General features: G+C 50.3%; 20 protein-coding genes, 2 tRNA genes and 1 riboswitch. Of the genes, 18 read left to right on the forward strand and 4 right to left on the reverse strand.

Annotated elements, in window-relative coordinates; all coding sequences use genetic code 11:
- The first annotated feature begins 240 nt into the window (after positions 1-240).
- The 10 genes from brnQ (M8332_RS02290) (at position 241) to M8332_RS02335 (ending at position 9,671) form a co-directional block, all read left to right on the forward strand.
- Positions 241-1,608 (forward strand): branched-chain amino acid transport system II carrier protein, encoded by a 1,368-nt coding sequence (brnQ, locus tag M8332_RS02290; RefSeq protein WP_252780582.1) that lies wholly within the window; start codon positions 241-243, stop codon positions 1,606-1,608.
- Positions 1,609-2,033: 425 nt separating this feature from the next.
- Complete coding sequence (brnQ, locus tag M8332_RS02295) at positions 2,034-3,404, forward strand: branched-chain amino acid transport system II carrier protein (RefSeq protein ID WP_252780583.1); 1,371 nt, start codon at positions 2,034-2,036, stop codon at positions 3,402-3,404.
- A 126-nt stretch (positions 3,405-3,530) separates the two neighbouring features.
- Positions 3,531-4,460: a DMT family transporter gene (locus tag M8332_RS02300; protein WP_252780584.1), complete on the forward strand. Its 930-nt coding sequence runs from the start codon at positions 3,531-3,533 to the stop codon at positions 4,458-4,460.
- Positions 4,461-4,489: 29 nt separating this feature from the next.
- Positions 4,490-5,062, forward strand: a complete 573-nt coding sequence (locus M8332_RS02305) for a GNAT family N-acetyltransferase (RefSeq protein WP_252780585.1) — start codon at positions 4,490-4,492, stop codon at positions 5,060-5,062.
- A gap of 14 nt (positions 5,063-5,076) precedes the next feature.
- Positions 5,077-5,208: riboswitch (FMN riboswitch) on the forward strand.
- 141 nt (positions 5,209-5,349) lie between these two features.
- Positions 5,350-6,390 (forward strand): bifunctional diaminohydroxyphosphoribosylaminopyrimidine deaminase/5-amino-6-(5-phosphoribosylamino)uracil reductase RibD, encoded by a 1,041-nt coding sequence (gene ribD, locus M8332_RS02310; protein WP_252780586.1) that lies wholly within the window; start codon positions 5,350-5,352, stop codon positions 6,388-6,390.
- On the forward strand, positions 6,387-6,998 hold the full coding sequence (locus M8332_RS02315; RefSeq protein ID WP_252780587.1) for a riboflavin synthase: 612 nt from the start codon (positions 6,387-6,389) through the stop codon (positions 6,996-6,998). Before ribD ends, M8332_RS02315 begins: the two co-directional genes overlap by 4 nt.
- Positions 6,976-8,181, forward strand: a complete 1,206-nt coding sequence (gene ribA / locus M8332_RS02320) for a GTP cyclohydrolase II (RefSeq protein WP_252780588.1) — start codon at positions 6,976-6,978, stop codon at positions 8,179-8,181. The genes M8332_RS02315 and ribA overlap by 23 nt, the downstream gene beginning before the upstream one ends.
- 2 nt (positions 8,182-8,183) lie before the next feature.
- The gene (gene ribH, locus M8332_RS02325; protein WP_252780589.1) at positions 8,184-8,645 is read left to right on the forward strand and encodes a 6,7-dimethyl-8-ribityllumazine synthase; all 462 of its coding nucleotides are present in this window, start codon (positions 8,184-8,186) and stop codon (positions 8,643-8,645) included.
- 133 nt (positions 8,646-8,778) lie between these two features.
- On the forward strand, positions 8,779-9,219 hold the full coding sequence (locus tag M8332_RS02330) for a LytTR family DNA-binding domain-containing protein (RefSeq protein WP_252780590.1): 441 nt from the start codon (positions 8,779-8,781) through the stop codon (positions 9,217-9,219).
- Between the two features lie 2 nt (positions 9,220-9,221).
- Positions 9,222-9,671: a DUF3021 domain-containing protein gene (locus M8332_RS02335; protein ID WP_252780783.1), complete on the forward strand. Its 450-nt coding sequence runs from the start codon at positions 9,222-9,224 to the stop codon at positions 9,669-9,671.
- 312 nt (positions 9,672-9,983) lie between these two features.
- Here the strand turns inward: M8332_RS02335 and M8332_RS02340 are convergent.
- Positions 9,984-10,057, reverse strand: a tRNA-Glu gene (locus M8332_RS02340).
- Between the two features lie 107 nt (positions 10,058-10,164).
- Here M8332_RS02340 and M8332_RS02345 point away from each other — a divergent pair.
- Positions 10,165-10,237, forward strand: a tRNA-Gln gene (locus tag M8332_RS02345).
- A 204-nt stretch (positions 10,238-10,441) separates the two neighbouring features.
- Here M8332_RS02345 and alsS read toward each other — a convergent pair.
- Entirely contained in the window at positions 10,442-12,109 is a 1,668-nt protein-coding gene (alsS, locus tag M8332_RS02350) for an acetolactate synthase AlsS (RefSeq protein ID WP_252780784.1), read from the reverse strand.
- A 57-nt stretch (positions 12,110-12,166) separates the two neighbouring features.
- Between alsS and budA the strand changes: the two genes are divergently transcribed.
- Complete coding sequence (budA, locus tag M8332_RS02355) at positions 12,167-12,880, forward strand: acetolactate decarboxylase (RefSeq protein ID WP_252780591.1); 714 nt, start codon at positions 12,167-12,169, stop codon at positions 12,878-12,880.
- A 38-nt stretch (positions 12,881-12,918) separates the two neighbouring features.
- Positions 12,919-13,923, forward strand: coding sequence for a serine hydrolase domain-containing protein (locus tag M8332_RS02360; RefSeq protein WP_252780592.1), 1,005 nt, complete (start codon positions 12,919-12,921; stop codon positions 13,921-13,923).
- A gap of 56 nt (positions 13,924-13,979) precedes the next feature.
- On the opposite strand, the gene M8332_RS02365 is transcribed toward M8332_RS02360, so the two are convergent.
- A complete protein-coding gene (locus M8332_RS02365; RefSeq protein WP_252780593.1) occupies positions 13,980-14,684 on the reverse strand; it encodes a type 1 glutamine amidotransferase in 705 nt (234 codons plus the stop codon).
- A gap of 2 nt (positions 14,685-14,686) precedes the next feature.
- Positions 14,687-16,036 (reverse strand): Mur ligase family protein, encoded by a 1,350-nt coding sequence (locus M8332_RS02370; protein ID WP_252780594.1) that lies wholly within the window; start codon positions 16,034-16,036, stop codon positions 14,687-14,689.
- Between the two features lie 201 nt (positions 16,037-16,237).
- Here M8332_RS02370 and M8332_RS02375 point away from each other — a divergent pair, with 201 nt between their 5' ends.
- Genes M8332_RS02375 through glyA form a run of 5 tightly spaced genes read left to right on the forward strand, consistent with a single transcriptional unit; the run spans position 16,238 to position 21,062 of the window.
- Positions 16,238-16,819, forward strand: a complete 582-nt coding sequence (locus tag M8332_RS02375; RefSeq protein WP_435370801.1) for a thymidine kinase — start codon at positions 16,238-16,240, stop codon at positions 16,817-16,819.
- 7 nt (positions 16,820-16,826) lie between these two features.
- Positions 16,827-17,915 (forward strand): peptide chain release factor 1, encoded by a 1,089-nt coding sequence (prfA, locus tag M8332_RS02380; RefSeq protein WP_252780785.1) that lies wholly within the window; start codon positions 16,827-16,829, stop codon positions 17,913-17,915.
- Positions 17,902-18,765: a peptide chain release factor N(5)-glutamine methyltransferase gene (gene prmC, locus M8332_RS02385; RefSeq protein ID WP_252780596.1), complete on the forward strand. Its 864-nt coding sequence runs from the start codon at positions 17,902-17,904 to the stop codon at positions 18,763-18,765. The genes prfA and prmC overlap by 14 nt, the downstream gene beginning before the upstream one ends.
- A gap of 2 nt (positions 18,766-18,767) precedes the next feature.
- A complete protein-coding gene (locus M8332_RS02390; protein ID WP_252780597.1) occupies positions 18,768-19,796 on the forward strand; it encodes an L-threonylcarbamoyladenylate synthase in 1,029 nt (342 codons plus the stop codon).
- 24 nt (positions 19,797-19,820) lie between these two features.
- Positions 19,821-21,062, forward strand: coding sequence for a serine hydroxymethyltransferase (gene glyA, locus M8332_RS02395; protein ID WP_252780598.1), 1,242 nt, complete (start codon positions 19,821-19,823; stop codon positions 21,060-21,062).
- The last annotated feature ends 22 nt before the right edge of the window (positions 21,063-21,084 follow it).

Genomic DNA, 21,084 nt, shown 5'->3' on the forward strand with positions numbered 1-21,084 from the left:
GGGAATTCTGGGTGGTAACACGCAAAAGCGTCCTAGACCGTGTCGTTGGCATGGTGGCGGGCGCTTTTGGTTTTTCTAGGCGCGTAGCAGATGCAACCGCACTCATGAGATGGCGAGTGGATCCGGACCACGCGCTAAAAAAGGTGGTACCACGTTTTTAACGTCCTTGTTCAGTTAATGAACAGGGACGTTTTTTATTTGCTTACCATGGTTAATCACTTTAAGTTAGGAGCAACAACCATGTCTGAATTAGAAACACCCAACCACTTCCGGTTTAAACAGTTAATTGTTTTAGCCTCACTTTTATTTGCCCTGTTTTTTGGAGCTGGGAATTTAATTTTCCCTGTTCATCTGGGTCAAGTGGCCGGTCGGAACTGGATTCCGGCTGCAATCGGTTTTTTACTGTCAGCGATTTTATTACCCCTCGGGTCCATTTTTGCCCTGGGTCTGACCAAAAGTAAAAACATGTTTGAATTAGTCTTACCAGTGGGGAGCATCTTTTCATTGCTCTTTTTGCTGGCTGCCCACGGGTCGATGGGGCTGCTAATTGGGTCACCGCGGTTAGCCACTGTGACCTTTACAATGGGGGTTCAGCCCTTTTTACCAACCCGGTGGAGTCATCCAGCCCTCCTCATTTTTTCGGCGCTGTTTTTCGCAACAATTGTGCTCCTCGCGTACCGGCAAACGAGCATCACGAATAGCGTAGGTAAAATCCTCAATCCGCTGTTTGTTGTCCTCTTATTTGGGTTATTCTTAGTTGCCTTTCTCGTTAACGGCGACGCGGTGCACCTGCCGTTGCTCGGACAACCCGGTCAGGGAACCAGTTCGCTGATTGGCGGCTTCTTAGAGGGTTACAACACGATGGATGCCCTTGCGGGGTTAGGGTTTGGGGTGACCATCATCGCCGCGGTTCGCTCCTATACCAAGTCCGAGCGAAATCAAGGCATAGTTGTTGCAAAGATTGGATTAATGGCTCTCGGGTTGGAAGCAATCATTTACATGGGTCTGATTGCCTTAGGCGTGGTGAGTCTCCGCTTTACCAAGGTTAGTGCGGATGGGGGGACGGCCTTTACCCAAATCATGGCCCACTATACGGGTTCGCTGGGGGCAGCGTTATTAGCGACGTTGACCCTGTTAGCTTGTCTAACGACCGCGGTTGGGGTGTTAACCTCCTTCGCGCAGGATCTCGGCAATCGGTTTCCCCGGATTGGCTACCATAAATTTTTGCTCGGAGCGAACGTAATCGCCTTTGGGCTTGCCAACTTTGGTTTAGACCAGATCATCGCATTTTCAGCCCCAATCTTAAGTTTGCTCTACCCGATTGCCATCACCGTGATTGTTCTTGCATTGCTGAACCGCTGGATTCGGCAGAATCATCTAATCTACCGGATAACGGTGGGCTTGGTGTTGATTCCAGCCAGCCTGGATTTTCTCCACACGTTGCCACCGGTCCTCCATCAATTGGCGCCCCTTGTGGCTCTCGATCATTGGTGTCAGGCCGTAATTCCCTTGTTTAACTGGGGCCTCGATTTTATCCCGTTCTTACTGGTCGGACTGGTGGGGAGTAGCTTGTTCGTTTGGGGTCAAAGTTGCGCAAAAAAGGTTTGACAAAGCCACCCATCTCCTGTAAATTAATGACAATTAATTAATTCGAAAAACCAAGCGGAGGAGAGTAATTTTTCGGACCCTGACAGCGAATTCCCGGGTGGTGTGAAGGGAAGCAGGTTCTAAAGAATGAAAGTAACCTCCAAGTTGCAACTGCGAAAGTTCGAGTAGTTGTTGGGAGTGCCCATTACCGCACGGAGTATGTTAGATTTGCTAACATACCGTTGAGCCAATCGTTAGATTGGGAAGATGGGTGGTAACACGTGAAAACGTCCTGGACTGTTTCTAGAGCAGTACAGGACGTTTTTGGTTAGCAAAGATTAACCGACTCGCAGAGCCTGGCGTTGTGAAGCGCCAGGAAAATAAGGTGGTACCGTGGTCACGCATCCTTTGTTCGTGATTTAGCTTACTTACTTAGGAGGAGAACCATGACGACGTTACCGACGCATGCGCCACGCAAACTGGCATTTAAACAATATTTAATTTTAGCTTCCTTACTCTTTGGCCTCTTTTTTGGGGCCGGGAACCTGATCTTCCCGATTCACCTAGGGCAAACGGCCGGAGCTAACTGGCTCCCAGCCGCAATTGGTTTTTTACTATCCGCAATTTTATTACCGCTCTGTGCCATTTTAGCGTTAAGTACCACGCAGAGTAACAGTATGTATGACTTAGCGCGACCAGCGGGTAAATTTTTTGCCATCGGCTTCTTAGTCCTGACGCACGCTTCTTTAGGACTATTAATTGCCGCCCCCCGGACGGCGACCGTAACCTATTCGATGGGAATTCAACCCTTTATCCCCAAGGCTTGGGGCACTCCCGCCTTGATCATCTTTTCAGCAGGCTTCTTTGCTTTAACCTTTGGCCTAGCATTTCACGAGGGGAGCGTTACCAAAAACGTGGGCAAGGTCTTGAACCCCATTTTTATCTTGTTAATGGTCTTTCTCTTCGTGGTGGCCTTTCTGTTATACGGAGACATCCGCAACCTGCCGTTATTGCCTCGGGCTGGACAGGGAACCGGGTCCCTGATTAACGGGTTCTTGCAGGGTTACAACACGATGGATGCCCTAGCCGGACTAGGATTTGGGGTAACTATCATTACCGCGCTGAAGGCATTTGGGCAGTCTAGTCGGGACCGTTCCTGGTCGGTCGCGAAGGTTGGTGGTTTGACCATGGGGTTTGAAGCCTTGATTTATACCTTCTTGATTGCCCTCGGGGCCGCTAGTTTATCCTTTACAAAGGTGAGTGCCGATGGCGGAACCGCGTTTACCGAAATCATGCGCCACTATACAGGCATCATGGGTGCGGGGGTTTTAGCGGCGCTAACGTTTCTAGCCTGCTTGACCACCGCGATTGGCTTGTTAACCTCGCTCGCTCAGGATTTAAGTCGGCAACTGCCTCGGATTGGTTACCATAAGCTTTTATTGACGGCCACGGTAATTTCCTTTTTGATTGCCAACATCGGACTGGAAAAAATCATTGAAGATTCTGCGCCACTGTTGAGTTTCCTCTATCCCTTGGCAATTACCCTGATTCTTCTCGGGTTATTGAAACCCGTACTTGGGATTAAGCCGTTAATCTATCGGATCACGACCGGCATCGTCCTAATTCCGGCCATATTTGATTTTATCCATACCTTACCGAAAGCATTATTAAGCTTGGCGCCCCTGGCTGCCTTCGATCGGTGGGCGTTACAGGTGATTCCATTGTATGCCGTTGGTCTCGATTTTGTACCGTTCTTGGGTCTTGGGTTAATCATTAGTTTATTAGTAAGCTGGTACTCACAGCGCCAGCCCCGTTAAAGGACAGACCGCAGTGAATTGCCACTAGGGTCTGTTTGCGTTTGATGTCGCAAAAACTGACATCGGTCATTTACTTTTCCAGGTGAGCTTCGTATTCTTAGAGGTAACTAACGAGGAGGAAGAACAATGAAAAAAATGAATCGAGCCACGAAGGGCTTATTATTTGCGACGTTTGCCTCGGTTTCTTGGGGATTTTCGGGAACCTTACAACAGTTTGTGTCCCAAAATGAAACGATTCCGGCTGGTTGGTTTTTATCAGCGCGGACCACGCTTGCAAGTGTCATTTTACTGGCTTTAAGTGCCCTGATTTACAAGGGTAAAATCTTTGGCGTCTTTAAAAGTTGGCGCTCAATTGCCTGGCTGGTCGCCTACGGGTTGTTTGGATTAGCGGGGAACATGGGTAGTTTCTACGTTGCCATCCAACAGGGGGGAAGTAACGGGGCCAGTATGGCCACCATTTTGCAGTACCTAGCTCCCCTGTTTATTCTTCTTGGGGCCTTGCTGTTTCAACACCAACGGCCGAATAAAGTTGATCTAGTTGTGTTTGGAATGGCACTCTTGGGAGTCTTTTTAGCCGTAACCAAGGGGAATCTCAGTGAACTCTCGATTCCGATGATTTCACTGATCATGGGAATTATTTCTGGGATCACCGCTGCCGGATACGTGGTTCTGCCCAAGGAAATTGGGAAGGACAACCCGCCGTTCGTCGTGTTGGGCTGGGGAACTTTGATTGCCAGCTTAGCCTTTAACCTGCACCAACCGATTTGGGTTGGGGTACCACACCTCAGTCTTGGGGGCGTCCTGGGCATTTTGGGAATTATTTTCTTTGGAACGTTGATTACCTTTCCGGCCATCATTTACGCAACGCGCTACACTTCCTCAGCTGCGATTAGCCTAGTAGATGCGATTCAACCGGTAATTACCTTTATCATCAGTATTTTCTGGTTCCACGCCACTTTAAACGTCGTGGAAATGATTGGAGCGGTCCTCATTATCGTGGCAATTTACATTTTGCAGTACTCAGAACGGCACCAAATTGACCAATTGACTGAATAGTGCGATGATTCTAACCAAAAGGGGGAATCATGATGGAGCTGATTGTGACGAACGAGTTGACCTTACGGACGCCGGTTCCAGAAACGGATGGTCCCCGGCTAGCAGCGCTGATTGCCCGGGATCGGGAAACGTTAGCGCAGTGGTTGCCGTGGGTGCCTAAAACCACGCAGGCCAGTGAGATTGCCTTTTTAAGGGAACTTGTAAAGCAGGCTGATCAGCATCAGTCCTTGCAACTCGTCATGGTGTGGCAGGGGGACCCCGTTGGCATGATGGGATTTAACCGCTTCTACCAGCGAGAAGCTGGACGCCAGACTGCAGAAATTGGGTACTGGCTTGCCAATCATGCCGTGCGCCACGGGCTCATGCACCAGGCCGTGTTGGCGCTCTGTCAGTTGGGATTTGCAACGTACCAACTCGAGCAGATTTCAATCATCGCCGCGGTTTTAAACCAGCGGAGTAATCACGTGGCGCAACGCGCAGGCTTTCACTTAGATCGCGTGCTTCCCGCCCGTATCACGCTTTCTAATGGCCAGCAGGTCGATGCCAATGATTGGATTAAAGTGAACCCGGATAGACAAGTGCACGAAAATCCGGTATATTAAAAGCACAACTAAATGAGTTTCTTCGGGGCAGGGTGTAATTCCCGACCGACGGTAACGACAGCAGTCGAAGTCCGTGACCCGCATTTTGCGGTTGATCTAGTGAGAGTCTAGAACCGACAGTATAGTCTGGATGGGAGAAGAAACCAAAAAGAACCTAGGTGCAGTGGGTCGTTTTCCTGACGATCACCGTGCCCCCGGGTCCTTTTAACGAACTTAAAAAACGGGAGCCCCGCAGTTTTTAACTGCGGGGCTTTTTGTTTGGTATGAAAATGAGAGGGGGAAACGATTTGGATGAACCAGCGCTATTACGAATAGCCCAAGCAGCGGCCCGGCAAGGAAGGGGACATACGTACACTAATCCAGTGGTCGGCGCTGTGATTGTGCGCGACGGGCAGGTGGTTGCCACCGGTTATCACCACCGCTTTGGGGGACCACATGCAGAGATTGATGCCCTACAACAGTTGCCAGATCCCACGTTGGCGCAGGGAGCCACGATGGTGGTGACCCTAGAACCCTGCAGTCACTACGGAAAAACGCCTCCGTGCGCCGTTAAATTGATTGCAGTCGGCATTAGGCGGGTCGTCATTGGCCAGTTGGACCCGAATCCAGTGGTTGCCGGGCGCGGCCAGCGCATGTTAGCTGCGGCCGGGATAGACGTCACCGTTATGAACGACACCGGGGAGTTGAATCAGGCCTACAACTTCTTTTACCAGCAGCGACGTCCCCTAGTGACGGTTAAAATGGCCCAGACGCTGGACGGCAAAATGAATCAGGCTGGCAACCAGCGCACGTTCATTACCGGCCCAGCTGCTTACCAAGATAGTCAACGCCTTCGAGCGCAACAGCACGCGATTTTAATCGGCGAACGGACGCTATTGGTGGATAATCCGCAGCTGACGGTGCGGGAGCAATCCGTGGATCATCCGCCGGTGCGAGTGGCGCTGGTGGAGGATGCAGATCGACTGCCCCCGGACCTGCACCTGTTTGACGGGCAAGCCCCCACCTGGTTGTTGACTCGGCACGCGACCCGCCAAAAGTGGCCGGCTTCCGTGCGGGTGTTAGTTGATCAGGAGTGGACGCCAGCCACAGTTGTGCAGCGATTAGCGCAGGAGGGGCTGCAAGCACTCTTGGTGGAAGGCGGTAGTGTCGTCCAGTCCCGGTTTTTAGCGGCGGACTTGGTCGATCGCTTGGTAGTTTATACAGCGCCGACGATCTTCGGACCGGGCTTACCGGTTTTTAGTGAGTACCAGGGACCATCGGTGCACTGGAACCTGTCCCAGGTAGAGCACCTCGGCCCAGACTGGCGCGTCGAACTAAGGAGGAAATGATGTTTACAGGAATTATTCAGGGAACCGGCCGGCTTCGCACCTGGGAGCCAACCACTTCGTCCGGACGCATGACGATTGCAAGCTCGTTACCAAGCCAATTGCACAGTCGGATTGGGGATAGCATTGCGGTCAACGGGATTTGTTTAACGGTCATTGATTACAACGACCACGCATTTAACGTGGATGTGATGCCGGAAACGACCCAGCGGACTAATTTACAACAGCTCCACCCAGGAGCCATGGTTAACTTAGAACCAGCGCTGTTATCCACCCAACGCTTAGACGGGCACTTTGTGCTGGGCCACGTGGACATGACGGTTCCGGTGACCCAAATCACGGAAGAAGAAAATGCGGTGCGGATTCGGTTCGCATTACCAGCTCGCTACCAACTGGAAGTGGTCGAAAAGGGTTCGGTCGCGGTCAATGGAGTAAGTTTAACGGTAACAGCTGCGACTGCGACGGAGTTTGAAGTTAGTCTGATTCCGCATACTTTGCACCAGACCAATTTAGGACAACTCGGCGTGGGCGAGCTCGTTAACGTGGAAACAGATGTATTAGGCAAATATGTGAATGGGAGGATGAACAATGACAGCAACCAATCGAATTGACGGGGCCCTGCAACAGTTACAGCGGGGTGGCCTGGTAGTCGTAGCCGATGATCAGGATCGTGAAGGGGAAGGCGATTTAATCGGGTTAGCTGAAAAGATGACGCCCGCAACGGTCAACACGATGGTGACGCAAGCCCGCGGCTTATTGTGCGTTCCGATGGCCCCAGCCCAGGTGCAACGCTTAGGTTTGGAGCCAATGGCGCAGGAACAGGATGCCTTTGGAACCGCCTTTTTACAGGGAACGGATGCCAAAGCCACGACGACCGGCATTTCAGCTGCCGACCGGGCTACAACCATCCGACAGTTAGCTAATCCGCAGACCACGCCGGCTGATTTTTATCATCCCGGCCACATTTTCCCGTTACAAGCTCGCCAAGGTGGCGTGTTAGCCCGCAACGGGCATACAGAAGCAGCGGTTGATTTAGCTCGGTTGGCTGGAGCCATGCCCGTCGCCGCCATCATCGAGATTTTAAAGGACGACGGCACCATGATGCGGCAGTCCGAGTTACGGGCATTCGCGCGTCAGGCCGGCTATCCCTTTATTACGATTGCAGAATTACAGGCGTATCGAAAAGCGCAGCTCCAACGGAAGCTTCGGCGCTTAGCCCCAGTGCAATTGCCGACCCAGTACGGGACGTTTCAACTGACGGCTTACCAAACGTCAGCTGATCAAGAACCAGCGTTACTGATTAGTCAGGGAGAAATTTCGGCTGAGGAACCACTGTTACTGCGCGTTCATTCGGAGTGTTTAACGGGAGACGTGTTCGGCTCGTTGCGCTGTGACTGTGGTGAGCAACTGGCCGCAGCGCTCCAAACAATTGCAGCTGCCGGACATGGTGCGGTGCTATACCTTCGCCAGGAAGGGCGAGGGATTGGCTTAGCCAACAAACTGGCAGCCTACCGGCTTCAAGAAGCGGGGTTGGACACGGTCGAAGCTAATCAGCAACTGGGATTTGCCCCAGATGAGCGGGATTACGAGCTGGCAGCGGCCATTTTACGTGATCAAGGGGTTACGGAGCTTGATTTAATGACCAACAATCCGGATAAGCTGACTCAACTAGCCAACGCAGGGATTACGGTGCGCAAGCGGATTCCGTTAGAAATTAAACCGCACGCAACGAACCGGGACTACTTAGCAACGAAAAAACATAAGATGCAGCACTTATTAAGGGAGATTGACTAACTATGGAAGTAAAAACCGGGAGTTTAAACGGGCAACACCGTCACGTGGGAATCGTCGTGGCGAAGTTCAACCAACTGGTTACGCAAAAACTGTTAGACGGAACGATTGCCACTTTACAACAATGTGGGGTGGCAGAAACCGATATCCAGGTTTACTGGGTACCCGGAGCCTTTGAAATTCCAAGGATTGCCAAGTTGGTAGGTGAGACGGGCAAAGTCGACGGCGTGATTGCCTTAGGTGCGGTCGTCCGCGGGGCCACTTCGCACTATGATTACGTGTGCGCCCAAACGGCGGCCGGAATTGCACAGGTATCATTAACCAGTCCAGTGCCCGTGCTGTTTGGCGTGCTAACGACGGATGACATGGCTCAGGCTCTTGATCGTGCGGGTGGGAAAGCTGGCAACAAGGGTAGTGAGTGTGCCCAAGGTTTGTTGGAGATGATTAGTGTGGAAGCACAAATTTAGAGCATTAATTCTGGGAAGAACGGGGAACCGTTCTTTTTTTAGAACCAATTATCCCTGCAAATTAACCACTTAACCGCCTAGCCATTGTTTTCACCCTTGAACTTGGTAAGCTAATCATCAAGGAGGGCAGGAGATGAAAGTTGAGTTTGATTTACAATCCCAATTTGTGCAGCCCTTTGCCACGCTACATGCGAAGCAAAGAGACACAGAATTAGTCAAATTAGCGACCGAGCTGGAACAGTGGGGCAAACCGCACGTGCTGACCGGTTATCAGCACCAACAAGCTTTTGCAATTCCGATAGCTGATCTCCAGCGTATTTACACGGAGGCTAAGGCGGTTTATGCCGAAACGCAAACAGGCAAATATCGGCTCCAACAACGGATTTATCAGTTACGGGCAATTTTACCACGTCACCAATTTATTCAAATTTCGAGTGCGGAAATTGTAAACGTGGCACTGATAGTACGACTATCCTTGAGTCGAACTGGGCAATACGAAGTTCGTCTGAAAACAGGACAGGTCAGCTATGCCTCCCGCCGGTTTGTACAGAAAATGAAAAAGGAGTTGGATTAGTGATGAGACAAATTTGGAATCTCACAGTGAGCGGGTCAGCTGGCGGACTATTGATTGGTTTTTGGTTCGCGATGTTATTTTCAAAACTAAACGGTTTGAAGCAAATGTTCCCATCTAGCCCTGATTTTATTAGTCATTTTGGTTCAGAACTAACCGCGACGGCAGTGGCCGGAGTGATGTGGATGGCAATGGGCATGGTCTTTTCACTGAGTAGCTTAATTTTTGGGGTCGAGCGTTGGAGCATTACCAAGCAAACGGTTTTGCATTTTATCGTAACCTACGTGCTTTTTTCGACCTTAGCGGTTGTCTCAGAATGGTTCCCGTTGGAATTTTCCTATTTTGCAAACTTTACCATCATTTTCATCATCATTTACGTGGTGATGTGGACGATTGAAATGAGACGCGCGCGGCAAACGATTGCGGAAATTAACCAAAAACTCACGCAGAAATAAAAAACCGGTAATGATCTGAGACTTGCGATCATTACCGGTTTTTAGTTGTTGTTAAAGTAGCTGGTGACTCCATAAATAAAGAGCCCCGTGGCAGCCAGGGCCACGATAACCCAAAAGGACGACAGAAAGAGGCCAACTAGTAATAATAACAGTAGGAAGCTCAGACACCCACAACAGTTGCCGCGAAAAAACGAAATAATGATTAAGCATAAAAGCAATGGAAAAAAGAGTAAAATCATGAAAAACCTCGATAATTGAATTTAATAAAAATTGAGAAAGAAAAAGTCGCTTTAACAGCGACTTTTTTGCGAATTACCCGTACGAGACTCGAACTCGTAACTCCGCCTTGAGAGGGCGACGTCTTAAACCAGTTTGACCAACGGGCAATAATTATCATATAACGATTTCATTTTACTCTGGGTCGGGATAAAAGTCAATCTAAATAATGTTTGACAAGGACGAGTCAACATTGTAGTATATTTATTGTACTTATTGGGTATTAGCCAAACTGGTAAGGCAGTGGACTCTGAATCCATAATGTACTGGTTCGAATCCAGTATACCCAATTTCGTGTTTTTACTGATTTTCATATACTTGCAAAAACTCGCTATGGCGGGCTTTTTTGCTTGCTTCGGTAAGAATAGTTACTGATTTAGGCTTGTAACTTATTATTTTTAGGCAGGGGCATTAATTTGATTCGCATGACAAGAAACGAAAAACACCGCTACCTTTCACAAGGAGCGGTGTTTTTGTATTTTCGTTACCAAAGTTTACAGCAACTTCGACGTCTTTAATTTAATGTTATTCGAGTAATCAACGGGGATATCAATCACAACCGGGCCGTCCATTTGCATGGCCTTTTTGAAAGCCGTTTCAAATTCGGCGAGGCTGTTAACCCGAATCCCGGTGGCGCCGTATCCATTGGCGATTTCAGCGTAGTTGATGTTGTTGAAATCAACTCCCGAGTCCTTCCCATATTTCGCAATTTCTTGGAAGCGCACCATGTCGTAGTGGGAATCATTCCAAATCAGTTGGACGATGTTAGAGTTCAACCGGACAGCGGTTTCTAGTTCCTGACCAGAAAAGAGGAAGCCCCCATCTCCGGAAACGGACACGATTTTTTGCTTAGGGCGAACCAGTGAAGCGGCAATCGCCCAGGGGAGGGAAACTCCGAGGGTTTGCATCCCGTCACTGAATAAGAGGGTTCGCGGTTGGTAGGACTTAAAGTAGCGGGCCATCCAGATGTAGTGACTCCCGATGTCAACCGTGATCGTGGTATCATCGTGAACGTTTTCTTGCACGACTTCCAACAGGTTCAACGGATTCAACCGCGTTTGGTGGTCCTCGTTATTTACGTACTGATGGTAGTTTTCTTCGTCAATTTTTTCGTATTCCGCGCGTAACCGGTCTAGCTCGGCCTTGGTTGTGGCCGGGAAGTCCGGTTGGTCTGGAAGGGCCTCAGTAATTGACTCTAAAGTTTTAGCAATGCTGGTTTGCGTATCGATGGTTGGTTGAAACTCGTTTGACAGTTCCGTTTGCACGTCATCAATGTTAATGATCGGCGTGTTATCGTCATGCCAGTTCCGAGGTTCGTATTCCACGGGATCGTAGCCGATTGTCAGGATCAGATCACTGTCACGGAGGATTGAATCACCGAGTTGATTTTTGAACAACCCAATCCGCCCAAAGTAGCGGTCAACGAGTTCTTTAGATACCACCCCGGCACCTTGGAACGTTTCAACCACCGGAAGGGCGTACTTTTTAATTAAAGCCCGAATTGCTTGGGTATTTTCTGGAGCAGACGCGCGCATTCCCGCTAAAATCACGGGCCGTTCTGCGCGTTGAAGGTGGTCGGTGATTTCAGCGAGGGTCGTTTTGCCAGCCCGGCCGTGGTCCACGATGCCAATGTGCTGTAACGCTGGCCGGTTAACTTCAGCGGCTAATACGTTTTGGGGCAGCGAGATAAACGTCGCGCCTTGCTTAGGTGCAATCGCCGTTTGATAGGCATTCGTAAAGACTTCCGAAGCATTATTCGCATCCTGGACCTCAACGCTACTCTTGGTAACGTCTTTCAGAATCTCGGCATTGCGAGCTGCCTGGTGGGTGGCCCGGTTAACGTCATCTTGCGGAACTTGACCCCCAAGGGCGATGACGGGATCCCCTTCAGTTGTCGCGGTCAATAAGCCTGTGGCTAGGTTACTAACTCCTGGGCCAGAGGTGACCATGGCCACCCCGGGTTTACCAGTGAGACGGCCAATGGCAGCAGCCATGAACACAGCATCCTGTTCGTGGCGTGTTACAATTAGTTTAGGTGCCCGTTCATCTTCGCAGTATTCGAGGGCTTCAAACAGGAGGTCAACCTTGGCCCCCGGGATTCCGAAGCAGTACTGGATTCCCTGATTAATCATGGATTTGACGATGGCTTGGGCACCATTCATTTTTGCATCAGTCAAAGTAAAACAACTCCTTAGTTAGTTGAGAAAGTAGGATAAAATATGAACCAGAATCTATTATACCAGCATTCAACCCTAGCTGACCTAACTGCCGGTTTATTTACCGGGACAATGTCTGTCGCAGAACTGTTAAAACACGGTGATACCGGGATTGGAACCGGGGACGGGTTAGATGGAGAATTAATCATTTTACAGGGGACGTTATACCAAGTTACCGCTAGTGGGGACGTCAACGTCTTACAACCCAACGACCAGGTTCCCTTTGCCACGGTGAACTTTGCTGATTACCAACCAGAAATGCGGATTCAGAGACAGGGCCGAGACGCCACGTTACAACAAATTGCTTCCGCGCATCCATGGCAGAACCTGTTTTATTCCTTTCAGTTGACGGGGCAGTTTAGCCGGGTGCAGACCCGTTCCGTTCACAAACAAACCAAACCGTATCAAACCCTGGAACAAGCGGCTAAGGAACAGGCGGTCTTTGAAAAACAGGCTGTTAGCGGGACGATGCTCGGCTACTACGCCCCCCAACTGTACAATGGGGTCGCAGTCGGTGGATTTCACTACCATTTTCTCGCCGCTGACCATGATTTTGGGGGCCACGTCCTAGACTTTGAGGTTGCGGATGCCGAACTGAGCTTGGAACCATTTACAGACTTTCAAGAACACTTTCCCGTTACCAGCCAGGCCTTTTTAAACTTAGATTTTAACGAGCATGATGATATTGCTAGCCAGATTAAAAATGCTGAACAGTAACAACTCGTGGTCAATACGTAAGAAAGAAGGACGTGACGATGCGGTTTGAACACACGCAGGCCCTGATTAACCAAATGATTACCGACCAGGTCGTTCCGGGAGCTTCGTATGCCTTTATCACGGGGTTAAACGTGGAAGATGGCATTGCTGGCGCCCAACAAGTGGCGCCAACGAGAGTTCCCCTACAGCCCAACCAGTTATACGACATGGCCTCGTTGACGAAGGTGATGGGAACCGTTCCGGTGATTATGCAGCTCGTTTCAAAGCAACAGATTGGGTTAGACGATTCCATTACTACCTATTTACCCGAGTGGAAGCACCCTCGGGTTACGGTACGACACTTGCTGACCCATACTGCTGACATCACGGGCTACATTCCTAACCGGGATCAGTTAAATTTAAACCAACTGCGGACGGCTTTGCTGAGCCTAGACGTGGGACCACAATTAGGAAAGCAAATGCGCTACCAAGACGTGAATTACATCTTTTTAGGGTGGATTGCCGGGGTCGTTGCTGGTTTACCGATTCAGCCGTTGATTAAACACATGGTGTTAGAACCGCTTGGCTTGATTGACTCCACGTTTCATCCGGATCCCCGTCGGACGGTGCCGACCACGTATGATTCAGACACAATGACTAACCGACAAGGCGTGGTGCATGATCCCAAGGCCCAGGTCTTAGGATCTGATTGTGGGTCGGCGGGTCTGTTTAGTTCGTTACGTGACACGGAGCGGTTTGCCCAGTGGATGCTACAGCTAACTCCACCGGGGAAGGTGTACACGCCGGCCATGTTTACGGCGATGTATGCAGATCAAACGCCGATGCAGGATGGAAGTCGGTCGTTTGGCTGGCGCTTAGCAACGTATCAGGGTCATCGTTACATCTGGCAGGGCGGTTATACGGGAACCTTAGTCATGCTGGTTCCGGAGCGACGCAGTGCCTTGGTGTTTCTGTCCAACCGGGTTCACCCGCAAGTCCATGAAAGGTTTATGGACGAACGAAATCGGATGCTGGCTAGTTATCTGGCTGAACTATTCGACTAACTAAAAATGCTCCCACAATGAGCTTAGTGGGAGCATTTTTGAATTGGTTAGCTTTGTTAGTATGACTCGGGTTTAACCTTGGTTTTTAAGTCCGTGAAATCATAATCAGGATACTTATTTTGTAAGGCTTCAAACATCATGTGGATGGAAAAGTTGCCGTTTCGGGCCATGATTGGGCCGTGGAAGTAGGTGCCAATCGTGTTGTTGTGCACGGCTCCTTCGGTTTGATCTTCACCGTTGTTACCGTAGCCCTTGAGCACCTTGCCTAGGGCATGTTCATCATCACCAAGAAAGGTGATGCCCTGGTGATTTTCAAAGCCGTGGTACTTTTGGCCGGTCGCTTCATTTTGAATCTCGATGTCGCCAATAAAGCGGTTTTCGTGTTGCTGTTCGGTGTAGTGGTTCATGGCGTGAATCCCTGGTAGCTTACGACCACTTGCATCCACATAGTACTTACCGAGCATCTGGTAGCCACCACAAACGGCAATCAGCGGTTTATTCTGTTCGATAAATTTGATTAATTCATCACGTTTATTGGGTAAATCCTTGGCCACGACCATTTGTTCAAAGTCTTGTCCCCCACCAAACACGGCGAAGTCAAAGTCATCGGCCTGAAAGTCGTCTTCGAGACTAATGATCTGGTCGGTCACCGTTACGCCAATTTGGTTGGCATAAAACCGTAACGTGAGGATGTTGCCAATGTCACCATAGGTATTCATGAGGTCACCGTACAGGTGCGCCACGCGTAAGTTCATGGTCATAATTAGTTTCCTCCCTTGATGTAACCTTGTTTCATTAACCGGGACCGCATTTCCATCATGGCGGTGTAGGTCGCTAAGATGTAAACCTTGTCAGTTGGCATCTGTTTAATATCTTCGATTACTTTGCCTAAATCGGGTTGCACGGTGTGTTGTTCTGGGTTAACGCCGGCCACTTTCAACCGGAAGGTAATGTCTTTATAACGTTTACCGCCGGTTTCAAATTGTTGAATGTTCATTTGTGGTAAGCGTTCAAATTCACCGTCCCAAATCCAGCTGGTATCAATTCCATCAGCGTAGTCGGCGTTCAATAGCCCCACAAAGGAGAAGGGCTCTGGTTCCGTTGCCAGTAAATCGATTACCTGGTTGGTTCCCACAGGGTTTTTGACCAGAATAATGCTGACGTCTTTTCCAGCTACGTTAATTTCTTCTTGGCGCCCAAAGAGACGTTGGTTATTTTCAAACGCATGGCGAATCTGGTCGGGCTGAATTCCAACCTCACGGCCCACCGCGTAAGCGGCGAGGGCGTTGTAGATGTTGTAAGTTCCGCCCACTCCGATTTCGTATGGATGACCGTCAATTGCAAACTTCGATGCTTTGGGCGTGCGTTCTGAAACGTCCGTTACTTTAAACCGGAGGTCTGGACGGCGGAAGCCACAGTTGGGACAGAAGTAATCGCCCAGGTTGGCATAGACCAAGTAGTGATAGTGGAGCAGGTGTTGACAAACAGGACAAAGAATTCCGTCGGTATTCGGGGCAGCCTTTAGGTCACCCGTCGCAGGTTGGTTAGCAAAACCGTAGTAAACCTGCGGGTTCGGGAGTTCTTTGGAGTGGAAAATCGGTTCGTCTCCGTTAGCGAGGACCACCGCATCGGGAGCCAGCTTGATGCCGTCTAGGATTTTCTGGTAGGTCGTGTAAATTTCTCCGTACCGATCCAATTGATCCCGGAAAATGTTGGTTAGGACAAACATCTTGGGGGTAATTTGGCTAACAATTGGTTTAACGTTAGCTTCATCCACTTCTAGGACAGCAATGCCCTTTTTCCCTTTGGCGGGCCGTTTGGCCTCTAAGAAGGTCGAAGTAATGCCCTGAACCATGTTAGAGCCAGTTTTGTTGGTGACAATGTGGTCATACTTTTCCTTTAAGACTTGGACAATTAAAGCCGTGGTTAACGTTTTTCCGTTGGTTCCACTGACAATGATGACTTCGTAATTTTTACCTAGTTCCTTTAAGACATCCGGATCAAGGGTCGTGGTGATTTTACCAGGGAGCGAACTTCCGCCGCCCATGAAGTTATGCAAAAACCAGTACGAGGACCGGCCAGCGAGGGTTGCAATCTCACTTCTCAATGTCATTCAGGTTCACATCCTTTTAAATTCTTCTGCGCAATCCCTTAGATTTTAGCATAAATTGATTAATTTCACGAAAATAAGGGACGCGCGCGTTGATTTGGGAATTTTAATGCAGGGAACTGCGAAATTAGCTATAATGAAAAGCAGCGGAATTTTTAGGAAAAAGGTGATTATGTGGCGCAGCTTTTCTTTCGCTATGGGGCGATGAATAGTGGGAAATCAATCGAAATTATTAAAGTAGCACATAACTATGAAGAGCAGGGGAAGCGCGTGATTTTGCTCACGAGTGCCCTTGACACCCGTGAGGCGCCCGGGATGATTGAATCCCGGATTGGCCTGAACCGGAAGGCCGTTTCCATCGAACCAACGGCCAACGCCTTTACCATTGTGAAAAAGGCGATGACGACTAACCAGCACCCCGTCAGTTGTATTCTGGTGGACGAAGCCCAGTTTTTAGAAAAGCATCATATCTTAGAACTAGCGCAGATTGTTGATGAACTGCAGATTCCCGTCATGGCTTTTGGCCTCAAAAACGACTTTCAAAACCACCTGTTTGCAGGTTCCAAGTACTTACTGTTGTACGCGGATAAACTCGAAGAAATGAAAACGATTTGTTGGTTTTGTGAGAAGAAGGCCACGATGAATCTCCGCCTCCACAACGGTCAGCCCGTGTATGAGGGCGAACAAGTCGTCATGGGTGGCAATGAATCGTATTATCCGGTCTGCCGGACTCACTACAACAATCCACCTTTAGCAAACCAGAGAAAAGAGGATGACAATGGCTGAAAATCAAATGGACGAAATCTTTGATAAATTACAATCCGTTTCCGATCGTTACGACGAACTGAACGAATTGATCAGTGATCCAGAAGTGATTGCAGACACCAAGCGGTTTATGAAACTCTCTAAAGAAGAGGGAAGTTTACGAGAAACCGTAGAAACCTACCATCACTACCAGGATGTGAGTACGGCCCTTGATGACGATCAAGAAATGCTCCAAGAGAAGCTGGATCCAGAGATGGCCGAGATGGTTAAAAGTGAGATTGGCGACTTGGAACAGGAAAAGGACCAACTCGAACAACAGCTTAAGGTGCTTTTGATTCCCAAGGATCCAAATGACGATAAGAACATCATCATGGAAATCCACGGAGCGGCTGGAGGCGACGAAGCCAGTTTGTTTGCGGCGGATTTGTACAATATGTATGTAAAGTACGCCGAGATGCAGGGCTGGAAGGTCGAAGTCATTGATGAAGCCGATACCGAAGTTGGAGGCTTTAAAGAAATTGTCCTGATGATTACCGGAAACAAGGTGTATTCAAAGCTTAAGTATGAAAATGGGGCCCACCGGGTGCAACGGGTGCCAGAAACTGAGTCAGCCGGGCGGGTGCACACCTCCACGGCGACTGTGGGGGTAATGCCCGAGGAAGAAGACGTTGACATCACAATTGATCCGGCCGACATTCGGACGGATGTGTACCGGTCATCTGGAGCCGGGGGGCAGCACATTAACAAGACCTCATCAGCCGTGCGGATGACCCACTTGCCCACCGGAATTGTAGTGGCAATGCAGGACGAACGGTCCCAGCAACAAAACCGAGCGAAGGCCATGACGGTGCTTCGAGCCCGGGTGTATGACTACTACAAACAACAAGAAGAAGACGAGTATAACGCCCAACGAAAATCAGCGGTTGGAACCGGTGACCGGTCCGAACGGATTCGAACCTACAATTTTCCGCAAAACCGGGTGACAGACCATCGGATTGGGTTAACGCTCAACAAGTTGGATAAGGTTTTGGCTGGCGATTTGGATGAAATCATTGATGCCTTGATTATCTCTGATCAAGCCGAAAAGTTGGAGCATTTAAACGATGCCGAAGCTTAATGCCCACGCAACTCCCTTTGAAGCCCTGCAGTGGGCTTCTTTGCGTTTGAAGCGGTTAGAAATTGCGCCAGCAGACGCCCGGTACCTGTTACTGGAACAGTTGGGGTGGAACCAAACGGAACTTTTAGTGCACTACCGGGAACCGTTAGCAGCTGACCAGGTTCACAGGTTTCAGACGAACGTGGACCGCCGGGCGGCCGGTGAACCGGTCCAATACATTATGGGACAGGCGCCGTTCTACGGCTTAACGCTCATGGTCACTCCCGATGTGTTGATCCCGCGCCCAGAAACCGAAGAACTGGTTGACTGGGTGCTTTACGACCATGGAAAGCAACCGTTGCGGGTGTTAGACGTGGGCACGGGGAGTGGCGCAATTGCAATTGCGGTAAAACAGGCCCGTCCGGACTGGACGGTGGTGGCAAGCGACATTTCCCCCGCTGCCCTGCAGGTGGCCCAGCAGAATGCGCAGGCGCAGGGAACGGCGATTGAGTTTGTTGCTAGTGACTTATTGCAAGCGGTTCCCCGGCCGCCCTTTGACATTGTGATTTCCAACCCACCCTACATTGCAAGTTCGGAAGTAGATGTAATGGATGCCACCGTCGTCAATTATGAGCCGAAAACGGCCTTATTTGCTGCCCATCAGGGGTTAGAATTGTACGAACGGTTGGCCGCGACAGTGGGGCCGTATTTAACTGAGCACGCCAGCGTGTACTTAGAGATTGGCTATCAGCAGGGATCGGCGGTGTCCGCAATTTGGCACCAGCAGTTTCCAACGGCGCAGCTGCAGGTTCGTCAGGACCTAGCCGGTCACGAGCGGATGGTGCGGATGCAAAAAGGAGAGGTAGATTAAAGATGGAAACTAAGATATTTAAAGCGCCGGATTTAAGCGCTGCCGCGGAGTTAATCCAGCAGGGCGAGTTGGTCGCTTTTCCCACGGAAACCGTTTATGGTTTAGGGGCCGACGCCACCAACGTGGCCGCCGTGGAAAAGGTATACAAGGCGAAGGGCCGTCCGAGTGACAACCCCCTGATTGTCCACGTCGCGGATCAGGCCACTGTCCGGCAGTTTGTTACCACCATTCAGCCGGCCGTGCAACGGTTAATGGATACCTTTTGGCCCGGACCGTTAACCATTATTTTGCCGTTACAACCAGGAAGCTTGGCTCTCCAGGTAACTGGTGGCTTAACCACCGCTGCTTTTCGGAATCCGCGCCAAGCTACGACCCTGGACTTGATTAAAACTGCCGGGGTTCCGTTAGTTGGACCCTCGGCCAACACGTCGGGGAAACCCAGTCCGACCACCGCGCAACACGTTTATCATGATTTAAAGGGGAAGATTGGCGGCATTTTAGACGCTGGACCAACGGACTTGGGGGTGGAATCGACGGTGATTGACATGTCGACCGCGCACCCCGCCATTTTACGGCCCGGTGCAGTAACTCGAGCCGATTTGGAGCGCGTGCTCGGGCCGATTGTGGACTCGCAAAAGCAGGTCAAACCAGATGAAGTTCCCAAGGCCCCCGGAATGAAATATACCCACTATTCGCCAACGGCAGCGGTGCAGATTGTGGATCCGAAGGTTGATTGGGCAACAGTTGTGAGCTGGAGTCAGCAGCAACCAACGCCGGTGGGGATTTTAGCCACAGACGCCGTGCTAAACCACTATGCCTGGCCGGAGAACGTTGCAACTTACAGTTTGGGGACGGACATTCACTCGGCCAGTCACGCCTTATTTGCCGGGTTACGGGCCTTTGACCTGCATCCAGACATCACGACCATCCTCGTGGAAGGCTTTTCTCCAAACGGACTGGGAGAAGCGTACATGAACCGGTTAAATAAGGCAGCGGGACAACACCACTTTTCAACAGCAGACCTGCGCTAGCAGGCACCTAAGGGGGACTAAATCATGACGGAAAACTACCAACAAGCAGATCCCAAATTATGGGACGCAATTCAGCACGAAGCAGAACGCCAAGCAGATACGATTGAATTAATTGCGTCCGAAAACATTGTTTCAAAGGCCGTGCGGGCCGCGCAAGGCTCGGTGTTAACCAATAAGTATGCCGAGGGGTACCCGGGCCACCGCTATTACGGTGGGTGTCAGTACGTTGATATCGTGGAAAACCTGGCGATTGAGCGGGCAAAACAATTATTTGGCGCGGAATATGCCAACGTGCAACCCCACTCTGGTTCGCAGGCTAACGAGGCGGCGTATGCGGCCTTTTTACAGCCTGGCGATGTCATTTTAGGGATGGACTTAAACGCTGGGGGACACTTGACCCACGGCGCTCAGGTTAGTTTTTCTGGACAAATTTATCAGGCGTATGCGTATGGATTAGACGCTACCACGGAACGCCTGGATTTTGCGGCGATTCAAGCACTAGCAGAACGGGTGCACCCCAAGCTCATTGTGGCTGGCGCTTCCGCGTATAGTCGCGAGATTGACTGGCTCGCCTTTCGCAAGATTGCGGACGAAGTGGGGGCCTACTTGATGGTCGACATGGCCCACATTGCTGGTTTAGTGGCCGCTGGCTTACACCCTAATCCAGTTGGGATTGCCGACGTGGTGACGACGACGACCCATAAAACCCTCCGGGGACCCCGGGGTGGTTTGATTTTGGCGCAAGCTAAGTACCAAAAGCAGCTGAATTCGGCGGTCTTTCCACGCACCCAAGGAGGCCCCTTGGAACATGTGATTGCAGGGAAAGCCGCTGCATTTTATGAAGATTTGCAACCAGAATTTACGACGTATGCCAGTCAGGTAATTAAAAACGCGCAGGCGATGGCCGATGAATTTCAGCACACAGAGCACCTCCGAGTGGTATCTGGGGGCACCGACAACCACTTGTTAAACGTTGATCTTACGCAGACCGAACTGACCGGGAAGGACGCCCAAGCCCTGTTAGATTCAGTACACATTACGACCAACAAAGAGGCATTGCCGAACGAACAACGCAGCCCGTTTGTGACGAGCGGGCTGCGCTTGGGAACGCCCGCCATCACGTCACGCGGGTTTACGGAAGCAGATGCGCGCAAGGTCGCCCAGTTGATCACAAGGACGGTCACGCATCCTCATGATGAACAAACGCTAACTGAAGTTCGTGAAGCCGTGCAGGCATTATGTGCCATCCATTCAATTACGCGGTAAGCCAGTTCATGGTATGATAGGA

The organism is Fructilactobacillus ixorae (genome assembly GCF_024029915.1).
GTDB lineage: Bacteria > Bacillota > Bacilli > Lactobacillales > Lactobacillaceae > Fructilactobacillus > Fructilactobacillus ixorae.